We start from the raw sequence: 21,478 nt of genomic DNA, 5'->3' as shown, positions 1-21,478 counted from the left end.
CAGATGCCGGTTTGCTTTCTCTACAGATTAAGCATGGCACATTGTTAGGGGGGCGGGTCCATCTTATTTCCTACAATGGTCTATATCCTGTTGGAGCCCACTCTGTGGGCGAATACCTCTACACAGCCAATAACCACTTATAAATTAATGATTTTCAAGGAAAATCTATCGCTTGTTTGATTTTTGGTTTTTTGATTGATTTTTAGATCAAATATAAAATCCTTAAAAAACAACAATATATGCCTATATAAATTTTGTACTGAGTGTACTTCAGTACAGGGTACTATTGTTTAAAAAACGGGGCTATAATGTCTCTGACATCAAGTGTCACACGGTGGTCCTGGGTGTAGTAGTCCTAGCCCTGATCACTATCTGTTAATGAACTCATTGATAAGGAAATTATGTTGAGGTCCAAAATTATGAAAAAACTTTTACTTGGCCTGTTTTTGATGGTGGCGTCTTTTGCTGTATCGGCTGCTAGCATCTCTATTGGTAATCCAACGGTGTCCCCAGGAAATTTCTATATAGGAAGCCCCGGTTATACCAATACCGCGCTGACCGATACCCTGCGTACTGATACCATTCAGTCTGGCTATGCTATTTTGGGAGGGCAGTTAAGCACTTCCTGGGAGCTAAGTTCAGATGTTGATGCCAGTTTCTCTTTGGGAGTTAGTGGTGTGGGTACATCAGGTATGGCTTCCTGGACAGTCTCTATCCTGAGCAGTGGTGGCGATCTGCTGACCTCTGGTTCACTAGGGTCTGTATTTGAAAATCTGATGATTTCGGCAGGGGATACCCTGACGGCGGTTATTGCGGGCACTATCAGCAGCAATATCTTTGCCAGCAAATCTTTCTCTGCTTCTCTGTCGCTTAGCAGCATTCAGATCGCAGAAACTCCATTGCCAGCCGCTATCTGGTTGTTTGGCTCTGTATTGCTGGGTGGCTTGGCAATGCGCCGCCGTAAAGCTCAGCAGGTTGCTGTAGCGGCCTGATACCAATACAGCTCAAGTTAGAAAAGAGACTCCCTGAGTCTCTTTTTTTTGCGTTGCGTCATTATCTAAAACGGCTGTTTGCTTTGTTGATGAATCTGTACTGATTCTTAATTAGATTTAATTTTATCTATTTGAATATTAAGAATAAATTATAGATTGGCTGCTGCTGGGAAAGGGATGTTGAGATTATAGTGCATGGCAACATTGTACTAAGGTACAGGTCTTTTCAGGGCTGTATTTCTTTATAATTCCAAGTGACACGGATCTGTCTATAGAGGTCAAAGGGTGTAGTAGTCCTAGCCCAACCTCTTGAATTCATGAGTTCATTATATGTATAAAAGTTGAGGTTTCAACTATGAAGAAATTTTTATTAGGCGCTATGTTGTTGTTGGTGTCATTTGCGGCTTCGGCGGCAAGTGTATCCATCAGCAATCCAGTTGCAACGACGGGAAGCGGCGATCTTACACCGGTCGTCATTCCAACTGTTCAATATACCTTCGGTACCGACTTTGAAGTGGGTGAATTGGTATCTCTCTCTTGGGATACTGAACTGACGGGTGCTGCTATGGGTTTGGTTGATTTCAACGTCTCTTCCACGTTGGTAAATTGGTCGCTGTCTATCTTCGACGGCATCACCACAACTGAGCTGACTAGCAATAACGATGCTAATACCCTGGTTTCTTCGCTGTTCACTATGGCGAGCGGAACTGTGTACAACATCATCATGACTGGTACAGCGGCAATCACCAGCTTCACTGTGGGTTTTTCATACCCGCCTGAAGTTTCTGAAGTTCCGCTACCCGCCGCTGTTTGGTTATTCGGTTCTGTATTGCTAGGTGGTTTGGCTCTGCGTCGCCGTAAAGCTCAGCAGGTAGCTGTAGTAGCCTGATACCCGTTGCATATCGAGTTATAAAAGAGACTCTCTGAGTCTCTTTTTTTGCGCCGCAATATTATACTAAACATCCGTTTTATTTTGTGATAGCCTTGCGTTGTTATTCAATTTATTTAGATTTTATCCCGCTGGGTTGTAAGGGAATGCACAGGAATAGTGCTGTTTTGAGCGTCGATGTTACATTTTGTTGCATGGCAGCATTGTACCATGGTACAGGGTTGTTTCTGAGTCGCGCTTCTTTATAATCCATGGTGGCACGGATGTGTCTATGAAGGTGCCGGGTGTAGCAGTCCTAGCCTAAGCCTTTTGAATTCATGAGTTCATTTAAATGCAAAAGTTGAGGATTCAACGATGAAAAAACTTTTACTGGGTGCTGTGCTGATGTTGGCATCATTTGCGGTTTCGGCGGCAAGTGTGTCCATTACCAATCCAACTACGACGGGAAGCGGAAGCGTAATGAGCTTTACTGCTCCTGATATCCAATACACCTTCGGTAGCGGCTTTGAAGCAGGTGAATCTGTTTCTCTGTCTTGGGATACCGAGCTTACTGGTGCGGCTCTGGCTCAGACTAATTTTTCTGTGACATCTACACTGGTTGATTGGTCTCTGTCTATTTTTGACGGTGTGAATACAACTGTTCTGACTAGTGATAACTTAGCTAATACATTGGTTTCCTCGCTATTCACCATGGCGAGCGGTACTGTGTATAGCATTATCATGAGCGGTACTGCAGCAATCAGCAGCTTCACTGTTGGTTTCTCTTACCCACCAGCTGTTTCAGAAGTACCACTACCAGCGGCTGTATGGCTGTTCGGTTCCGTACTGCTGGGTGGACTGGCGCTGCGTCGTCGTTCAAGAAAGGAAAACATGCAGGCTGTTGCAGCCTAAGCACGTTCCTGATTTAAAAAGGGGCTTGTCAGGCCCCTTTTTATTTGAATAAGTACCTGATATAAGTTTCTTTACAGGTACTGCTCAAATGAACGTCACAGAGGGAGTTATTGTATGTTAAAGCGCTTTGTAACTGCATTGGTTTTGATGTTGGCTCTGCCCGCAAGCTGGGCTGTCGCATCTGATGAATATCGACTGCAACCGGGTGATGAGCTGTTAATCTCGGTGTGGAAAGAAGAAGAACTGAATCGTCAGCTGGTTGTACTGCCTGATGGGCGTATCTCCTATCCGCTGGTGGGCCATGTGATGGCCGCTGGTCAGAGTGCCGAAGTACTGGAAACTCTGCTTGCCGAACACCTGGAAGAATACATCACTGAACCACAGGTGAGTGTCAGCGTTACCTCCGTTAGTGGTAATGTGGCATTTGTGTTTGGTCAGGTTAACAATCCCGGTCCTATTCTTATGTCTCGTGATCTGTCTGTTGTCCAGGCATTGGCGCTGGCTGGTGGATTCACACCCTTTGCCTCAACCGGTCGCATCAAGATTATTCGCGAGCAGGGCACAGAGAAAACCCTGTTGCCGGTAGACTATACAGCCATCGAACGTAGCGGTGATCTTGAATATAATCATACCCTGCGCGCTGGCGATGTAATTATTGTTCCCTGAACAAAGGCGTAGTGATGATGAAATGGAATTTATGCGGACTGCTGGTCTGTTTGCCGTTGTCTACACTGGCGATAGCCGCAGATACAGGCATTGAAGGTTCCATATCCCAGACCCTGGGCTATGATGACAACTTCCAGTTAAAAGAAGATGCCAAAAGCACCTGGTCTTACACCATCACGCCTGCGCTGACGGGTTACTACCGTACAGAAACCTATACCAGTAACCTGACTGGCGCGCTGGCAATCAAGCGTTATTCTGATTTCAGTCGCTATAATAGCCAGGACCCCAGACTTAACTGGCAGCAAGCCTGGATAAGGGAAAGAGCCCTGTTCAGCTTGAATCTTGGCTACACGGAGACAGAACAGCGTGACGATGCTGAAGAAGATCTGGGTGATTTCTCCACTCGCAATACCGTTAAAACCTATACTTTTGCGCCTGCGTATAATTATCAACTGACGCAGCGCGATAATCTTGGATTGTCGTTTGGTTACACCGAACGTCAGTACAGTGAAGCCACCTCCAGTGACAACCAAAGCTATACCCTGGGTGGGAACTGGGCACATAATCTGAGTGAACGGACAATTTTACGTGCCAATCTGTCCTACACGCGTTATGAAGCGCAGGGTAGAGCGACCGAAACGGATTCAGACATCTGGCGAATGTCAGTGGGGGCTACTTATAACTGGTCTGAGCGCACAGCCATAACCGCCTTGCTAGGTGCTAACTGGCAGGATGTTGAAGAGCACTTCCTGCTGCTTGATCAAAAAACTCAAGAGACCAATACGGGCAGCCTTGCCAGTGTACAATGGAGCCATAGGACGCTGCAAAGCACCTACAATGCCTCCTACAGTCGTGACCTGTCACCCTCCAGTGACGGAGAAGTCCGCGAGCAGGACAGACTTAATCTGGGTTGGCGCTACGAGTTAAGCGATCTGAGCAGCGTCAGTCTTAATGGAAGCTGGTTGAAATCAACCAATGATGCGCAAACCCGTGAGTTTGTGTCGTTTTCTCCTGCTTATAACCGCCAGCTTAGCCAGAATATGACCTGGAGTGCGCGCTATGATTTTAAGTATCAGGAACGAGCTGATGAGCCCAGCGCCAAGTCCAACCAAATTCAAATGAACCTTGTTTACAAGTTTTAACTTACCTTTCAGTCAATAGGATGACCTCAGTGTTCGATGAAAATGAAAAAGGCCTGTCGGATTATCTGGATATACTCCGGCGTCGTAAATATTATTTCATCCTGACCTTTCCACTACTGGCAGCCGTGGCAATTGCCATCGCCCTGTCTTTGCCACCTATATACCGGTCACAAGGTGTTATTCTGATTGAAAGTCAGGATATCCCCACTGATCTGGTGCGCAGTACCGTAACCAGTTTTGCTGAACAGCAGATCAAAGTGATAGAACAGCGCGTACTGACCACCGCATTGATTCAAGAAGCGGTGCAGAAGCACAACCTCTACCCGGAACTGCGCCAAAAGGCCTCGCCAACACAGCTTGCCCAGGAGTTTCGCAGTAATGTATCGGTCAATATGGTCAGTGCCAGAGTTATGGACCCAACACGCGGTCGTGCGACTACGGCTAATATAGCTTTTACAGTTGCGTTTTTTGATCCTGTTCCAGCCAAGGCTCAGGCTGTTGCCAATGACCTGGTAACTACTTTTTTAAGTGAGAACGTCAGGGTACGAACCGACCGAGCGACTGAAACCACGGCGTTTATTCGTGAAGAAGCCAACCGTATGCGTACCCGTGTACAGGTACTGGAAGACCGCATTGCCCAATTCAAATCAGAGTTCAGCAACAGCCTGCCGGAAATGCTCAACTTTAACCTGTCGATGATTGAACGCGGTGAAGAGCGTTTATTGGGCATACAGAATCAGGAAGCCCAGATCAAAGACCAATTGCACCTGCTCGGCATTGAGCTATCCGGCATGAACCGTTATTTGCCAGCACCTATTGATGCGAGCGCGGTGATGACCGGCCCACAACGGCTGGCGGCGCTACAAAACGAACTGGCGCAACTGTCTAACCGTTATTCTGATGCACATCCAGATGTGGTTCGGTTGAAGCGCGAAATTGAAGTGCTGCGTGAAACCGTCGGCAACAGCAGCCCGGCTGGCCAGGTTGAAAATCCGCAGTACCGCCAGATCAGCTTGCAGGTTGAATCCTTGCAGCGTGATCTGGTGCGGATGCAAACGCAACGCGAGCGGGTACAAGAGGAAGTGGATCAATATCGTGAGCGTGTCGCACAAACGCCACAGGTACAGCGCGGCTATGAAGATCTGACACGCGACTATGAAAGTGAGCTGCGCAAATACAATGAACTTCGCTCCAAAGAACTGGAAGCGGAAATCGCCCAGAATCTGGAATCTGAAAACCGCGCCGAAAGCTTTGTGCTTCTGGAGCCGCCATTGGCACCAACCGTTCCGGTAAAACCCAATCGTAAAAAGATTGCGGCGATGGGGATTATACTGGCAGGCGGTTTTGGTGTGGGGCTGATGCTGCTGATGGAAATGCTGGATGGCGGGATACGTGGTCCACGTAGATTGTCCGGTATTCTCGGCGCTGATCCATTGATAACTATACCGATGATCATGACCCGTAAGGATTACCTGTTGAAAAGGGCGCGGCATATAAGTTATGCCATAGCCGCGGTATCGATTGTTATTGCAGGCGTGGCTGCCTTCCACTTTTTTGTGATGAGCCTGGATATTTTCTGGCTCAAAGTCATGGGCCGCATCAATCTGATGTAAGCCACGCAAATCTAATGAGAGAATCAGGATGTTTCGACTTCAGAAAGCATTAGAAAAAGCCAAAGAGAAGCGCGCCGAGTTGCGAGGCAATGTATCGGCGCACGTGTCGCCGCTGGAAATGATCAATTATTCACAAACCCGTGTAGTTGAGCTGCCCAAGGAAACGCTGGAAAAAAACCGTATTATTGCCGGTTTTGCCAATGATCCGCGCGCGCAGATTTTCAGAACCCTGCGTACCAAGATTATTCACAAAATGCGCAGCAATGGCTGGAACACTCTGGCAATCACCTCGCCCACGGAAGAGGGCGGCAAAAGCCTGGTCGCCTGCAATCTGGCGGTTGCCCTGTCTATGGAAGTGAACCAGACCGTATTGCTGGTGGATCTGAATCTGCGCAATCCCAGCATAGCGTCCAACTTCGGTTTGCAGCCAGAAAAGAATATGTATGATTACCTCAAAGGGCGGGCCGAGCTCTCCGAGTTGATGGTTAATCCCGGCATTGAACGCCTGGTGGTAGTACCGGGTGGTGTGGCCGAGGGTAATACCTCCGAGCTGTTATCAACCCCACGGATGAAGGCCTTTATCCGCGAAACGAAAAAACGTTATAAATCCAGAATCGTGATTTATGATCTGCCCGCCGTTTTGCCCACCGATGATGCCTTAAACGTACTCGGGGATATGGATGCAGTGTTAATGATTGTCGGCGATGGAGACAATACCCGTGATCAGATAGAGCGCTCTCGTGAGTTAATCTCCATTACCAATGTGATCGGAACGGTATTGAACAAATCGTCCGAGAAATTCGCCAGCAAAGGACAGGAATAGGCTCAGGCATGTATAGAGAGTTTTTCGGATTAAAAGAGAAGCCATTCAGTCTGACGCCAGACCCGGCCTATTTGTATCTCAGCAAAAACCACACCCGCGCACAAACCATGCTCGAGTATGGTTTGATGAGCCATGCAGGCTTTACCGTCATCACGGGTGACATAGGGGCTGGTAAAACAACCCTGGTACATCATCTGATCGGCAAGATGGATGAGGATACCGTTGTTGGCGTGATCAGCAATACCCATGCTGCCTTTGGTGATCTGATGTCCTGGGTGCTGGATGCGTTTGAGATCAAGGGTGACTTCAAGGATAACGCCCAGCGGCTACGTGCTTTTACCGATTATGTCGTCGATCAATACAGCGATGGTAAACATATCATCCTGATTATCGATGAAGCGCAAAACCTGTCTACAGAAATACTGGAGGAGTTGCGTTTAATCTCCAATATCAATGTGGCGGGTGAAATTTACCTGCAAATGATGTTGATCGGTCAGCCGGAGCTGATTGAAAAGCTTAATCAGCCGGAATTAACCCAGTTTGCACAGCGTATCGGTGTGGAATTCAATCTACGTCCGATGGACTTTGATGACACCAAGGCTTACATCCAGCACCGCATTCAGTGTGCCGGTGGTGAAAAGGCCTTGTTTACTGAAAGTGCCATGGGGGTGATTTTCTGCTACGCCGAAGGCGTTCCAAGGCGCATCAATACCCTCTGTGATATGTCGCTGGTGTATGCCTTTGCCGATGAGCACCCTATAGTTGATGCTAATTTGGTCATGGATATGATCGAGGATCGCAGTACTACAGCGGTAATACGTCGGAGTAAGTCCATAACGGAAGAAGTTGGGCGAGTTAAACAGTGGCTGGCTAACGAATATAACCTGGAATTAAGCGCATAATAGGCGCTGGCCGTCGTCTTGGCAGTCAGAAAAAGCAGGATAGGGGCTAATGGAACAGAGCACTCAACAAAAAAGCGTTGCCGTTATCATTGTGAATTACAATGCCGGTGAACTACTGGCCGGCAACCTGCAGCGGATACTGGAGTCAGTTTCAAGCCAGCTGGCTGTGCATATTTTTATTGTCGATAACCAGTCAACCGATGCGTCACGCCAAGTGCTCGCGGCAAAGCTTCAGGAACCTCAGCTTTCAGGCTCTGTCACTTTGATTGAAGCTGAGCGCAATGGCGGTTTTGCCTATGGCAATAACCAGGGTATCAAGTCAGCACTGGCATCAGCATTTAATCCAGACTATTTCTATTTATTGAATCCAGATGCTTATACCTTACCGGGGGCAATTGATGAACTGATTGCTGTTTCCTGCGAGTTTCAAGATAAGTGCCTACTGGGCTCAACTTTACATGATGAAAGCCTCATAGCCAGATGCGCCGCGTTTCGTTTACCCGGCCTGATCTCTGAATTTCAACGAGGCGCTCACCTGGGTGTAATTGACCGTCTGTTCCCTAAGGCTGTTGTTGCCATGCCACCTCAACAGCAGCCCTTCAAGTGTGACTGGGTTAGCGGAGCGGGATTTTTCTTCAGTAAAAAGGTTCAGGAAAAAATTGGTTTAATGGATGAAGCCTATTTTCTATATTACGAAGAAGTCGATTTTATGCGACATGCTGGCCAATGCGGTATACCCGTGTTATCAGTTCCGAACTCCAAAATTGTACATATAGCCGGTGTTTCTACCCAGATTGTGGGTGGTAAAAGTAATACTAAACCCATGCCAGTCTACTGGTATCAGTCCTGGCATCGTTTCTTTTATAAAAATCACTCAGCTATCTATGCCTTCTTATGTGGAATGGCATGGGTTCTTGGTCGCATGGTGAATAATATGTTGTCATTGATTATCAAACATAGAAAAACCGCTGACGGGCATTCCATATCGCGTTTTATCAAGTATGCCGTGTTAGGGCGCTCTACATGAATGATGTGATTAAAGCACCTCCCTTGTCGAAGGGAGAATATAATGCCAACCCATCAGATATCCGTTTTACAGCGCTGATAAAAGAAGATTTTCGAACACATGGCAGTGATTGGTTCAGCCAGGGCTTCTGGGCGGTGTTTTGTCATCGTTTTGGAAATTGGCGAATGTCTGTGCGCTCAAAAATTCTGCGCGTGCCTTTAACAATTTTGTATCGTATCTGGCGTATTTTTTGTCAGTGGTTTGGCGGGATTAAGCTGGACTATGTGGTGAAGCTGGGCCGACGTGTCCGTATTGATCATTTTGGCGGCATCATTATTGGTGCGCGTGAAATAGGTGATGATGTTGTAATACGTCAAAACACGACCTTGGGAATACGTTCAGAAGGTGATCTGAATGCCAAACCGATTATTGGATCGCGCGTTAATATTGGAGCAGGTGCGGTGATAGTAGGCAATATTACCATAGGTGATGATGTAATTATCGGTGCAAACAGCGTAGTCAGCTTTGATGTGCCATCAGGTTCAATCGTTAAATTACCCCGTGCTGAAATATTGCCTAGACAGGATCTGGTTGTAATGGAAGGAGCCAATAGTGTTGAGTAATGCGGGCTGCGTCATCATTGGGCGCAATGAAGGTGAGCGGCTTGAGCGTTGCCTGGAGTCAGTATGTAAAGCCTTTGCTCAGGTGATCTATGTTGATTCAGGCTCTACAGACCAGAGTGTGCAAAAAGCTGAAGCCTCAGGGGCTCAGGTAGTTAATCTGGATATGGACCAGCCTTTTACTGCCGCACGTGCACGCAATGCTGGACTAACACTGTTATATCAGACCCAGCCAGATCTCGAATATGTACAGTTTATTGATGGCGACTGTGAATTGGTCTCTAGTTGGCCAAACGCGGCGGCTACCTATCTGGATGCCAATCCTGATGTTGCAGTGGTATGTGGGCGTAGGCGTGAGCGTTTCCCTGATGCTTCAGTGTATAACCGCTTGTGTGATATTGAATGGAATACCCCAGTAGGTGAAGCAACAGCCTGTGGTGGTGATGCGCTGATGCGCATTAAAGCCCTGCATGAGGTGAATGCCTACAATGTTAACCTGATTGCTGGTGAAGAACCGGAAATGTGTCACCGTTTGCGTATGCAGGGCTGGAAAATATTCCGTCTGGATGAAGAAATGACGCTGCATGATGCCGCCATCAGTCGATTCGGTCAGTGGTGGAAGCGGGCAAAACGGGCCGGCTATGCTTACGCAGCAGTCAGTTGGATGCATCGTAATTCTGCGATAGGAATCTGGCAAAAAGAAGTAGCTAGATCAATGGTCTGGGGTGTAGTGCTACCCATAATCATACTATTAAGCTTTGTGGTTAGCTTATATGGCATCACTTTGGTAGGCCTGCTGTTGTATATCTATTTGTATATGAAAATTTATCTTCGTACTCAGCATCACTATATAACTGCCATAAGGCTTAAATATGCCCTGTGTATGGTGTTGATTAAATTTGCTGAAGCTATGGGAAGTCTCGCATTTATTAAAGACTGCCTACTGAGTCGCACATCAAAAATCATCGAATATAAATAGTGGAATGGGGCGAGTTTTGAAAGTTATATATCTGGTAAATCAGTACCCCAAAATCAGCCACACGTTTATTCGCCGTGAAATAAAGGCGCTGGAACAGCAAGGCTTGAATGTTGTGCGGGTTGCGTCAACAAACAATCCAGCCGAGTTGGTTGATCAGGAAGATCTGGATGAGCTGCCAAAAACACGCTTGCTGGTTAAGGGGCAGGCCAAGGCATTGCTTAAAGCCTTGGTTAAAATCAGCTTGAAAAAGCCAGGGCCTTTTTTTAGCGCTCTGAAGCTGGCGTTGCGCATGGCTGGCCGGGCAAATTATCGCTATGTCCACCACCTCGCTTACCTGGCTGAAGCAGCTTTACTGCTAGAAATATGTGAAGCCGAGCAGGTGGAACACATCCATGCACACTTTGGTACTAACCCAGCCGCTATTGCAACTCTAGCCCGGCTATTGGGTGGCCCTACTTACAGTTTTACCGTTCATGGTCCGGAGGATTTCGATCATCCTGCAGAGCTGTCTCTCTCCGATAAAATCCAGCATGCGGCTTTTGTTGTAGCCATCACCAGCTTTTGTAAAAGTCAGTTGTTTCGCTGGTGTGACTATAATTGCTGGGAAAAAATAGAAATTGTTCACTGTGGCGTTGATGAAAAAATGCTTAACACAGTGTCGACCGTTTATGATAATGCAGCGACCGAGCCACGGGTATTTATCAATATTGGCCGTCTGTCAGAGCAGAAAGGTCAGATGTTGTTACTTGAAGCGATGAAACTGCTCAAACAACGTGATCAGGCCGCTGTGCTCAAGATTATAGGGGATGGACCCTTCAGGTCACAGTTAGAAAATTATATTCGCACTCACCAGCTTGAACAGAGTGTTCAGTTGCTGGGCGCTAAAAGCGGTGATGACGTTCGGGACTTGTTGGACAGATCCAGTGTGATGGTATTGCCGAGCTTTGCTGAAGGTTTGCCTGTGGTAATCATGGAGGCTTTCGCACGCAAAAAACCGGTCATCAGTACATTGATTGCCGGTATTCCTGAGCTGGTGAAACCGGAAAAATCTGGTTGGTTGGTTCCGGCAGGTAATGCTGAGGCAATAGCCGATGCTATGATGGCAGCATTGTTACTTAGCGATGATTCACTAATCCAAATGGGTGAAACTGGTTTTCAGGCGGTGATGTCAGAACACAATATTGACACTGAGGCGACGAAACTGAAGCGCTTTTTTGAACGCTACGCAGGAGTAGAGCGCTGATATGGTTTTTTTTACTGCTTTACTCATGCTGTTGCTATTTTTGGTATCGATTCCAGTCGTATTTTTTTGTATCGAAGTGGCTGTGGGAGTGTTTGCCAAGGATCGTAACTCAGATCAGATGAAGGTTTCAGCCGATATTTCATCGGTCATTATTATCCCGGCGCATAACGAGGCTGGCGTCATCGGTGCAACATTGAAATTGCTGCTGGCAGAGACCGAACAGCATCTGGATAGAGTATTGGTTGTTGCAGATAATTGCAGTGATGATACCGCCCAACTGGTCAGAAGTGCAGGGGTTGAGGTTATAGAACGTGAAGATGCTGACTGCCGTGGTAAGGGTTATGCATTGAGTTTTGCTATGAACTACCTACAGGTACCAGATCAAGCACCGAATGTTATTATCATCTTTGACGCAGATTGCCACTTTTCGGCAGGCTCGCTGAGAGCATTAAAAGAAGGCTGTCACCGATCCGGAAAACCGGTCCAATCAGCTTATCGGTTGCTTGCGCCTGAGGGTGCGGGCATAGGTAACCGCATTTCTGAGTTTGCTATTCGGGTAAAAAACCTGGTACGAAACCGCGGGTTATCAAAAATGGGTTTTCCGGCGGTATTAACTGGTACCGGTATGGCATTTCCTTTTCAGGCTTTGGCTCGTGTTGATCTGGCCAGCGGTGAACTGGCAGAAGACATGAAACTCGGTATTGATCTAACGCTGGCAGGCTACCCGGCTCAGTATTTGGGTAAGGCCGAAGTGCTTAGTGTTTTACCTCAGGCTGATGCGGCCATTGCAACTCAGCGTGAACGTTGGGAACACGGGCATCTTACTGTGATGAAAACCTATTTACCCAGATTACTGAAATCTTTGTTTGCCACACGTAACTGGCAACTGACTGGTGTGTTTTTTGATTTGCTGATTCCGCCCTTATCGCTGCTGGTGATGATTACCAGTTCGCTGATGATCCTTGCGTTGGTGGTTTCTCTGTTGACAGGTTCTGGTTTGCTGGCACTGTATGCAGTGGTGCTGCTTGTACTGGTGGCTGTATTTACGGCAATTGCCTGGTGGCATCATGGTCGTGATCTTTTGACTGTCAGCGACTTTCTAAAACTCCCTTTTTATGTGTTGAAAAAGTTGGGTCTATATAAAAAATTCTTTGTTGATCCACAGAAAGCTTGGGTAAGAACCTCACGTGATATAACGGATAAAGATCAATGAGTAAAATTGAATATAACCTGGCTGATTACCGCTTTCGCCAACAGTGGATGCTGCTGGGTCTGCCTTTTGATGCCGTTACTCTGGATCAGGCGTGTGATAGGGTTTATCAGGCAATAGACTCACGTACACGTTGCTTTATTTCTACGCCTAACCTGAATTTTGTCATTAATGCAGACAAAGATCCTGAGTTTGCTCGCTCTGTCTGGTTGAGTGACTTGAATCTAGCTGATGGTATGCCATTGGTGTGGGCGGCCCGCTGGCTAAAAATTCCTGTGCCTGAGCGGGTGGCTGGCTCAACACTCTTTGATTCGCTGGTTCAACGTGCCACAGAGGAGCGCCCACTAAGAGTATTCTTTTTTGGCGGGGACCCTGGGGTAGCGGAGCGCGCCGCCGATGTGCTAAATAGTCAACCAGGGCATGCCTATTGCTGTGGTTATCTTGAGCCTGGCAGAGGTTCGGTGGAGTCCATGAGCAGCGATGCAATCATCGAACAGATCAACGCGTCTCAAGCCGATTTTTTGGTTGTTTCGTTAGGTGCTAAAAAAGGGCAGGCCTGGATTTTGCACAACTTAAGCAGATTGGATGTGCCTGTTGTCAGTCATTTGGGAGCTGTAGTCAATTTTGTGGCGGGTACTGTTAAACGCGCACCGGTGGTCTGGCAAAAATTAGGGCTGGAGTGGCTATGGCGCATTGTTGAAGAGCCGCACTTATGGCGCCGCTATCTGGGTGATGGCATTGCCGCCTTGCGTTTGGCTGTTGGAGTATTTAAAGCCCGCTTTCACAGGGCGCAGATCAGCGATTCAGAAGTTTCCATCCGTCATGATACGGATACAAATCTGACTATTGTATTGTCCGGAAGGCCAACTGCCGTTGCACTGCAGGGCTTATATAATGAATTGAATTTGCACCTGAATGGTGCGAGAACTGTAAATCTGCACTTGGTGCAGGCCGATGAAAGCCAGGCCGAAATCAGTGCGTTTATAAAGGTTTTAGAGGCTGTATGCCACGTGGCGCACAAACCTTTTAATCTGAATCGGCAGAAACAGCCAGAGTCTTCAAGGTAGAGGTGAATGTGTCTTTAGTTAAAGAACTGCAGCAGGAATTTTCCCGTCTAAATAAGGTTATTTCCTGGCCGGCACTCGCGCTGTTTGGCTGTGGCCTGATGGCGGCCTTCTTTCTATCCTTCGGTGGGCTTTCCGAAGTGGTTGAACGTTGGATTGCTCAGGAGGAGTACAGTCATGGCTTTTTGATCCCTCTGGTGTCGCTGTATATCCTCTGGGAAAAGCGCCTGGCAATCGCCGTCGAATACCGCTCAGGGAGTTGGTGGGGAGTTCCTGTCATACTGGTTGCATTGCTGGTGGCTTTTATTGGCGAGATATCAGCCCTGTATATTTTGGTGCAGTATGCCTTTTTACTGTTGCTTGCCGGATTCGCGGTCACCGCGCTGGGCAAAGCGGCCAAACACACCTTTATTCCCATTATCCTGCTGGCATTTGCCATTCCACTTCCTTACTTTTTAGAAGCGGTGCTTACGGCGCGTTTGCAGTTGTTGTCTTCAGAAATCGGGGTAATGTTTATCAAGTGGATGGGTATTCCTGTCTACCTCAGCGGTAATGTGATTGATCTGGGAGCCTACAAGCTACAGGTGGTAGAAGCCTGCAGTGGTTTGAGCTACCTGTTTCCATTAGCTTGTCTGGGCTTTATTGCCGCGTATTTTTACCAGGCACCTGTGTGGAAACGCGCCCTGCTGTTTCTGTCGACCATTCCCATCACTATTTTGATGAACAGTTTTCGTATTGGCGTGACTGGCTGGCTGGTTGATCGTTGGGGAATCAGCATGGCAGAAGGCTTTCTGCATGATTTCGAAGGTTGGATTATTTTTATTGCCTGTGCTGCAATTTTGGCACTGGAGATCGAGATACTCGAACGCCTGACACGTCGTCGCGGTCTGTTGGATGTGTTTGGTTTGAATGTACAGATTCCTGATGACGCCGCACTGGCGGTTGCCGCACAGCGTCAGCCACGTCGAGTACTCCCCATCGCTATGTTGCTGGTTGTGAGTTTGACCTTTGTGGCGGCATTGGGTGTACAGGCCTTTGATAAACGCATAGAGGTTTTACCGGAAGATATTTATCTGGCCGCCTTCCCGGACCAAATCAAGGATTGGAAAGGCAGCTTCGGTAATCTGGAAACGCGGGTAATACAGGTGTTACAGCTTACCGATTACCTGATGATCAATTTTGAGCGTGAAGCCGAACCGATGATTAACCTCTATGTGGCGTATTATGCTTCGCAGCGTAAGGGTATATCGCCTCACTCTCCGCGGGTTTGTATTCCCGGTGGTGGTTGGGAAATTGCTGATATCCGCCGTACACAGGTAGATGATATTCCGGTAAACCGCGTAATTATCCGCCGAGGGCTTGAGTCGCAATTGGTGTATTACTGGTTTCAGGAGCGTGGCGAACCGATTGCCAATGAATATTTGAAGAAGTGGAAACTGCTTGAAGATGCCCTTGCCTATAACCGTACCGATGGATCTTTGATCAGGGTGGTGACACCCTTCCATTCATCGGAACCGGTTGAGGTGGCAGAAGAGCGCTTAAAAGAATTTGTACGGGCTGCCTATCCGGAACTGGTCCGTGTATTACCTGGGAAAGGTGAATTATGAATATAACAATGCTCCGTCGCGGAACCCTGTCATTGCTGGTGGCCGCTGTGCTGGCCGGTTGTGCAGATAAAGAAAAAAGTGTGCAGAACTACCTGGAAAGTGGTCGTGAGTTTATGGAGCAGGGTGATCTTGGCCGCTCTAATGTTCAGTTCCGCAATGTATTGCAGATAGACCCAGATAATGTACAGGCATACCGTTATCTTGCCGATATTGCTGAGCAACAACAGAACTGGGAACGCCTGTATTCACATCTGCAGCGTATAGAGCGGCTGGCCCCGGAGGATCTAGGTAATAAAGTCCGTATGGCCCGCCTGTTGTTGATGGTTGGTGAAGGGGACAATGCCGGCGCGAAAGCTGATGAGGTTTTGGCTGTAGATGATACGCGTGCCGATGCCTGGCTGGTTAAAGCCACCTTGGCATTGCAGAAGGGTGACCCTCAGGGTGCTCTGACTGAAGGTATGAAAAGCCTGATGCTGGATGCGAATAATATCGACACCCTGACGGTGCTGGCCGGTGCTCAGCGTATGATGGGTGATGAAGCCCAGGCATTCGGCTTGCTGGATGAAGCGCTGGAGAAAGACCCTTCGGCTGTAGCCCCTCGCATGATCCGTATGGAAATGTACAGGCAGAAGGGCGAAATGGACCGGGTCGAAGCCGACCTGCGTTATCTGATGCAAAGCCAGCCAGGTTCTGAAGATTTCGTTATCGCTATGGCCGGATTGCTGCGTGAAACAGGTCGCCTGGATGAAGCCGAAACACTGTTACACTCGTTTGCTACAGAGAACGCTGGCAGCAGTCGAGCAGTACGCGGTCTGGTGGAAATCGTCGATGCGCAGGGCGAACGTGAGCGGGCGGATGTATTGTTGCAGACCTTTATTGACCGGGCCAGCGGTGCCGATGTGGACGAACTGGAATTTGTACTGGTTGAGCGCCTGAGAGCACATAATAAACCGGGTGCTGCACTGGAGCTGCTGGAAAGATTAATGACCTCCGAGCAGGCGGTGACACGCCAGCGGGCCCAGGCGCGTCGCGCCGAGCTGTATTTTGCAGATGGAAATAACGAAGCGGCGTTGGAACTGATTGCCCAGGTTCTGCAGGAAGACAGCCAGAGTGAGCCGGGTTTACTAGTACGCTCACGTTATCACCTGCAACAGCAAATGGTTGATGAGGCTGTACGTGATCTGAGGGTGGTGTTACGTAATAACCCGGATTCTGAAATCGGCCTGATGCTATTGGGTTCGGCTTATATGAGTAGCGGTTCGTCAGAACTGGCAGATGGTAACTTCCGTCAAGTGCTGCGCCTTAATCCCGGCAATGTGGATGCCGCGGTGCCGGTGATCAACCGCTTGCTGGCCGATGGTGATCTGGGCCGCTCTGAGCAGATCGTTCAGAATGCATTACGCCGCTCACCTAACAACGAATCCTTGCTATCTCTGTTGGCGCAAGTGCGTCTGATGCGTAATGACTGGGCGGGTACCGCTGCGGTAGTTTCCGATATGCAAGAGATGGATGGTAATCGGGCCGTTAGCGAGTACCTCAGCGGGCGTATCTTCCAGGGGCAGGAGCAGTATGAACTGGCCATGAGCCGCTATGAAGCCGCGTTGCAATCACAGCCACGTTTCCTGCGGGCGTTGGAAGGCTATGCACTCAGCCAGTTGGAGTTGGGTCAGCTTGACGGTCTGCTGGAGTGGCTGGATGCCCGCATTGCCGCTGATCCGGAATATATCGGTAACTACAGCGTTAAAGCGGCTGTATTAAGGCAGGAAGAAGATCTCGATGCTGCCATCGTCGTAGTCGATCAAGCACTGACTGTAACCCCGGAATGGGTGCAGGGCTACACGCAACTCGCCGGTTTCTATCTGCTACAAGAGCAGGTGGATGACGCGCTGCAAGCCTACAATCGGGGTCTGGATGAGGTTAGTGACCTGAGCCTGTACGCCCTGCGCGCCTCGCTGCTGGAACAAAACAATCGTATAGAAGACGCCATCGCAGACTATGAAGCCGCGTTGGAGTTGGCCCCCAATAATCAGGTGGTGGCGAACAACCTCGCGTCCTTGCTGATCAACCATTTTCCGACCGAAGTAAATGTGCAGCGAGCACTTGAGCTGACACGCAGTTTCCGCAATAGCGATGAGCCCTACTTTCTCGATACCCATGGTTGGGCGTTGTTCAAGTCTGGCGAACTGCAGGAAGCTGAGCGGGTAATCCGCCGGGCCGTTGAGGGTCTGCCGGATCTGGCTGAGGTGAATTATCACTATGGTCTCATACTGTTAGAGCAGAACCGTAGCAGTGATGCACAGGCTTATCTGAATAAGGCCGCCGAATTGGTCGAAGGCGATGCAAGCCTGCAGCAACAGATCGTCGAAGCGCTGGAGCGCCTTGAAAACGTAGCAAATTGATCAGGAGGCAGAATGAAAAGGAAAGGAATAGTACTGGCTGGTGGTTCGGGAACCCGACTCTACCCCTTGACTAAAGGGGTCAGCAAGCAGTTGATGCCGATCTATGACAAGCCGATGATCTACTATCCGATCAGCATTTTGATGCTGGCGGATATTCAGGATATTTTGATCATTACCACACCCGAAGATCAGCCTGCTTTTCAGCGCTTATTGGGTGATGGCAGCGATTGGGGTGTTAATTTTACCTATGCCATACAGCCATCACCGGATGGTCTGGCTCAGGCCTTTATCCTGGGTAAAGCCTTTTTGGATGGTGCGCCTTCGGCCTTGGTGCTGGGAGACAACATCTTTTACGGCCATGACCTGCAAACACTGCTGAATGAAGCCAATGCCCGCGAGACTGGGGCTACAGTATTTGGCTATCACGTAGACAATCCAACCGCCTATGGGGTGGCTGAGTTTGATGCGCAGGGTAAGGTGATTTCACTGGAAGAAAAGCCCAAGGTACCCAAATCACCCTATGCGGTGACCGGTCTGTATTTTTATGATAACCAGGCCCCTGATATTGCCGCCGCCTTGAAGCCTTCGCCCCGTGGTGAGCTGGAAATCACCGATCTGAATATGGTGTATTTAAAGCAAAATCAATTAAATATGGAAATCATGGACCGTGGTTATGCCTGGCTGGATACGGGCACTCATGCCAATCTGCTGCAGGCTTCATCCTTTGTGCAAACACTGGAAGATCGCCAGGGCCTTAAAGTCTGCTGCCCGGAAGAGATTGCTTACCGCAAAGGGTTTATTAATGCAGAAACCCTGCGCCGCCAGGCTGAGCCCTTGCTGAAAAGCGGCTACGGTGCCTATCTAATGCGCTTGCTGGAGCAGGGTGGGTTCAAACCATGAAGTATGAACCTCTGGCGATTGCCGATGTGGTGTTAATGACACCGGATGTGTTTGGTGATGAGCGGGGTTTCTTTATGGAAACCTTTCGCCAGCAAGAGTTTGAACAACATTGCGGTCCCTTGCAGTTTGTTCAGGATAACCATTCCCTGTCACGTCAGGGTATTCTGCGCGGACTGCATTATCAGTTGGAAAAGCCGCAGGGCAAGCTGGTACGTGTTGTCAGTGGCGAGGTGTTTGATGTGGCCGTGGATCTGCGTCGCCATTCAGCCACCTTTGGGCAGTGGGTCGGTGTGCATTTATCAGCTGAAAACAAACAGCTGCTCTGGGTGCCACCGGGTTTTGCGCATGGTTTTTATGTCACCAGTGAATCAGCCGAATTTGTGTACAAATGCACTGATTACTACAACCCAGGTGATGAATACACCTTGCAGTGGGATGATGCGCAACTGGCCATCGACTGGCCGCTGGTACAGTCTCAGGCGCCGGAACTCTCGGCTAAAGATCAACAGGGTCTGACATTGGCAGAGGCACCTGGCTATGACTAAACGTATTCTATTGACGGGTGCCGACGGACAACTGGGCTCGGAAATCCGCCAGCGAGTAGCACAGATGACGGCGGCTTATACACTTGAACCGACTGATCAGGCCACGCTGGATATCTGTGATCTGGCCCAGGTTGAAGCAGCCGTAGCGGCATTCAAGCCGGATGTGATCGTGAATGCCGCGGCCTATACCGCGGTTGACAAGGCTGAATCCGAGCGGGATATCGCTTTTGCGGTGAATGCCAAGGGCGCTGAGAATCTGGCCCTTGCTGCCAGTCAGGCAGGTATTCGCTTGATACATATCTCTACGGACTATGTGTTTAATGGTGAAAGCTGCAAGCCCTGGCAGCCGGATGATCCGGTTGGCCCGATTAACGTGTATGGCGAGAGTAAACTGGCCGGTGAACAGGCCGTGCTTAAGGCCTTACCGGATGCGTTGATTATTCGTACTGCCTGGGTCTATTCACGCCATGGTGAAAACTTTGTTAAAACCATGATCCGGCTGATGAACGAGCGGGATAGCCTGGGTATTATCGCTGACCAGATCGGCACACCAACACATGCCGGACGCTTGGCCGAAATTGTGCTGTCGGCCGTTGATCAACCGACGCTCTCGGGAATGTATCATTGGACCGATGCCGGTGTGGCCTCCTGGTATGACTTTGCCCAGGCTATTTATGAAGCTGGCTCCAAAGTCGGGCTGATTACCAGTGCTTGTCAGCTAAAACCCATCGGTACCCAAGACTACCCAACCCCCGCCACCCGGCCGTGTTATTCGGTGATGGATTGTAGCCGCAGTCGTGAGGCGTTAGGGCATGCCAGACACTGGCGTGAGCAACTGCAATTAATGATTGCTGAACTTGATTATGAAAACAATGGAGCCAACGCATGAAGCGTTTAATGGTCACTGGCGGAGCCGGTTTCATCGGTGCTAACTTTGTACACTACTGGATGCAGACACATCCTGACGACTTCGTTCTGGTAGTCGATGCCCTGACTTATGCGGGTAACCTTGCCAACCTGGAACCTGTGCAGCAAAACCCCAACTACCAGTTTGTGCAGGCCGATATCTGCGATACGCCTAAAATGGAGCAGTTACTGCGTGAGCATCAACTCGATACGCTGGTGCATCTGGCCGCCGAGTCACACGTGGATCGTTCGATTCTGGGACCGGATGCCTTTATTGAAACCAATATCATTGGCACCCACAGCTTGCTAAAGGCGGCGCGCCAGGTTTGGTTAACCGAAGGCCTGTGTGCAGAGCACCGTTTCCATCACGTCTCCACCGATGAAGTGTACGGCACCTTGGAGCCGAATGATCCGGCCTTTACTGAAGAGACTGCCTACGCGCCCAACTCACCCTATGCCGCCAGCAAGGCCGCCTCTGACCACCTGGTGCGGGCTTACCACCATACCTATGGCCTGCAAGTCAGCACCAGCAACTGCTCAAACAACTATGGGCCCTACCACTTTCCTGAAAAACTGATTCCGCTGATCATCACCAATATTCTATCTGATCAACCCTTGCCAATTTATGGCGATGGTCGACAGGTGAGGGATTGGCTCTATGTGGAAGACCATGCCCGTGGCATCGAGAAGGTGCTGTTACAGGGAAAGGTCGGTGAAAACTATAATATCGGTGGTCACAACGAGTGGCACAATATCGATATAGTGCAGTACATCTGTACCGAAATGGACAAGGCGTTTACCGCCAATGCATCACTAAAACAACAATACCCCGAAGCTCTCTCAGCGATTGCTGGCCAGAGCGCCACCCTGATTACCTATGTGAAAGACCGGCCCGGGCATGATCGGCGTTATGCTATCGATGCCCATAAATCAGGTCGTGAACTGGGTTATCTGCCCCGTGAAAGTTTTGAAACAGGCATCCGTAAAACGCTGCACTGGTACCTGGAAAACCCACAGTGGTGGCGCGCCGTTATGGATGGCTCTTACCGTCAGTGGATAGCCACTCAATACGATTAATGGA

At 49.0% G+C, this 21,478-nt stretch carries 20 protein-coding genes; all 20 read left to right on the top strand.

The features are described 5' to 3' along the window. Window positions 1-419 precede the first annotated feature (419 nt). A complete protein-coding gene (locus ACN0R1_RS17135) occupies window positions 420-992 on the top strand; it encodes a hypothetical protein (RefSeq protein WP_417585094.1) in 573 nt (190 codons plus the stop codon). A 355-nt stretch (window positions 993-1,347) separates the two neighbouring features. Next, entirely contained in the window at window positions 1,348-1,881 is a 534-nt protein-coding gene (locus ACN0R1_RS17130; RefSeq protein ID WP_417585092.1) for a hypothetical protein, read from the top strand. Between the two features lie 354 nt (window positions 1,882-2,235). Beyond that, window positions 2,236-2,772 carry a hypothetical protein gene (locus ACN0R1_RS17125; protein WP_417585090.1) on the top strand — a complete coding sequence of 179 codons (537 nt, stop codon included), beginning with the start codon at window positions 2,236-2,238 and terminating at the stop codon, window positions 2,770-2,772. Between the two features lie 114 nt (window positions 2,773-2,886). Continuing rightward, window positions 2,887-3,438 carry a polysaccharide biosynthesis/export family protein gene (locus tag ACN0R1_RS17120; protein ID WP_417585088.1) on the top strand — a complete coding sequence of 184 codons (552 nt, stop codon included), beginning with the start codon at window positions 2,887-2,889 and terminating at the stop codon, window positions 3,436-3,438. A 17-nt stretch (window positions 3,439-3,455) separates the two neighbouring features. Continuing rightward, on the top strand, window positions 3,456-4,580 hold the full coding sequence (locus tag ACN0R1_RS17115) for a hypothetical protein (protein ID WP_417585086.1): 1,125 nt from the start codon (window positions 3,456-3,458) through the stop codon (window positions 4,578-4,580). Between the two features lie 29 nt (window positions 4,581-4,609). Continuing rightward, window positions 4,610-6,193 (top strand): GumC family protein, encoded by a 1,584-nt coding sequence (locus ACN0R1_RS17110; protein WP_417585084.1) that lies wholly within the window; start codon window positions 4,610-4,612, stop codon window positions 6,191-6,193. A 28-nt stretch (window positions 6,194-6,221) separates the two neighbouring features. Continuing rightward, window positions 6,222-7,016 (top strand): CpsD/CapB family tyrosine-protein kinase, encoded by a 795-nt coding sequence (locus ACN0R1_RS17105; protein ID WP_417585082.1) that lies wholly within the window; start codon window positions 6,222-6,224, stop codon window positions 7,014-7,016. Between the two features lie 8 nt (window positions 7,017-7,024). Beyond that, window positions 7,025-7,918, top strand: coding sequence for an ExeA family protein (locus ACN0R1_RS17100; RefSeq protein WP_417585080.1), 894 nt, complete (start codon window positions 7,025-7,027; stop codon window positions 7,916-7,918). A gap of 49 nt (window positions 7,919-7,967) precedes the next feature. After that, on the top strand, window positions 7,968-8,945 hold the full coding sequence (locus ACN0R1_RS17095) for a glycosyltransferase family 2 protein (RefSeq protein WP_417585078.1): 978 nt from the start codon (window positions 7,968-7,970) through the stop codon (window positions 8,943-8,945). Continuing rightward, entirely contained in the window at window positions 8,942-9,547 is a 606-nt protein-coding gene (locus tag ACN0R1_RS17090) for a serine O-acetyltransferase (protein ID WP_417585076.1), read from the top strand. Before ACN0R1_RS17095 ends, ACN0R1_RS17090 begins: the two co-directional genes overlap by 4 nt. After that, a complete protein-coding gene (locus tag ACN0R1_RS17085; RefSeq protein ID WP_417585074.1) occupies window positions 9,537-10,523 on the top strand; it encodes a glycosyltransferase in 987 nt (328 codons plus the stop codon). Before ACN0R1_RS17090 ends, ACN0R1_RS17085 begins: the two co-directional genes overlap by 11 nt. Before the next feature lie 16 nt (window positions 10,524-10,539). Then, window positions 10,540-11,766: a glycosyltransferase family 4 protein gene (locus ACN0R1_RS17080; RefSeq protein WP_417585072.1), complete on the top strand. Its 1,227-nt coding sequence runs from the start codon at window positions 10,540-10,542 to the stop codon at window positions 11,764-11,766. Window position 11,767: 1 nt separating this feature from the next. Then, entirely contained in the window at window positions 11,768-12,979 is a 1,212-nt protein-coding gene (locus ACN0R1_RS17075) for a glycosyltransferase family 2 protein (RefSeq protein ID WP_417585070.1), read from the top strand. Beyond that, window positions 12,976-14,043: a WecB/TagA/CpsF family glycosyltransferase gene (locus tag ACN0R1_RS17070; protein ID WP_417585068.1), complete on the top strand. Its 1,068-nt coding sequence runs from the start codon at window positions 12,976-12,978 to the stop codon at window positions 14,041-14,043. The genes ACN0R1_RS17075 and ACN0R1_RS17070 overlap by 4 nt, the downstream gene beginning before the upstream one ends. An 8-nt stretch (window positions 14,044-14,051) precedes the next feature. After that, window positions 14,052-15,647: a VPLPA-CTERM-specific exosortase XrtD gene (gene xrtD / locus ACN0R1_RS17065; protein WP_417585066.1), complete on the top strand. Its 1,596-nt coding sequence runs from the start codon at window positions 14,052-14,054 to the stop codon at window positions 15,645-15,647. Then, window positions 15,644-18,046 carry a tetratricopeptide repeat protein gene (locus ACN0R1_RS17060; protein ID WP_417585064.1) on the top strand — a complete coding sequence of 801 codons (2,403 nt, stop codon included), beginning with the start codon at window positions 15,644-15,646 and terminating at the stop codon, window positions 18,044-18,046. The genes xrtD and ACN0R1_RS17060 overlap by 4 nt, the downstream gene beginning before the upstream one ends. A 12-nt stretch (window positions 18,047-18,058) precedes the next feature. After that, a complete protein-coding gene (rfbA, locus tag ACN0R1_RS17055) occupies window positions 18,059-18,946 on the top strand; it encodes a glucose-1-phosphate thymidylyltransferase RfbA (protein WP_417585062.1) in 888 nt (295 codons plus the stop codon). Next, a complete protein-coding gene (gene rfbC / locus ACN0R1_RS17050) occupies window positions 18,943-19,491 on the top strand; it encodes a dTDP-4-dehydrorhamnose 3,5-epimerase (RefSeq protein WP_417585060.1) in 549 nt (182 codons plus the stop codon). The genes rfbA and rfbC overlap by 4 nt, the downstream gene beginning before the upstream one ends. Further along, entirely contained in the window at window positions 19,484-20,380 is an 897-nt protein-coding gene (rfbD, locus tag ACN0R1_RS17045) for a dTDP-4-dehydrorhamnose reductase (RefSeq protein ID WP_417585058.1), read from the top strand. Before rfbC ends, rfbD begins: the two co-directional genes overlap by 8 nt. Continuing rightward, a complete protein-coding gene (gene rfbB, locus ACN0R1_RS17040; protein WP_417585056.1) occupies window positions 20,377-21,474 on the top strand; it encodes a dTDP-glucose 4,6-dehydratase in 1,098 nt (365 codons plus the stop codon). The genes rfbD and rfbB overlap by 4 nt, the downstream gene beginning before the upstream one ends. The last annotated feature ends 4 nt before the right edge of the window (window positions 21,475-21,478 follow it).

Origin of the sequence: Nitrincola sp., from assembly GCF_048264025.1 — a bacterium.
Classification (GTDB): Bacteria; Pseudomonadota; Gammaproteobacteria; order Pseudomonadales; family Balneatricaceae; genus Nitrincola.
This window is presented reverse-complemented; position numbering and strand designations above follow the sequence as displayed.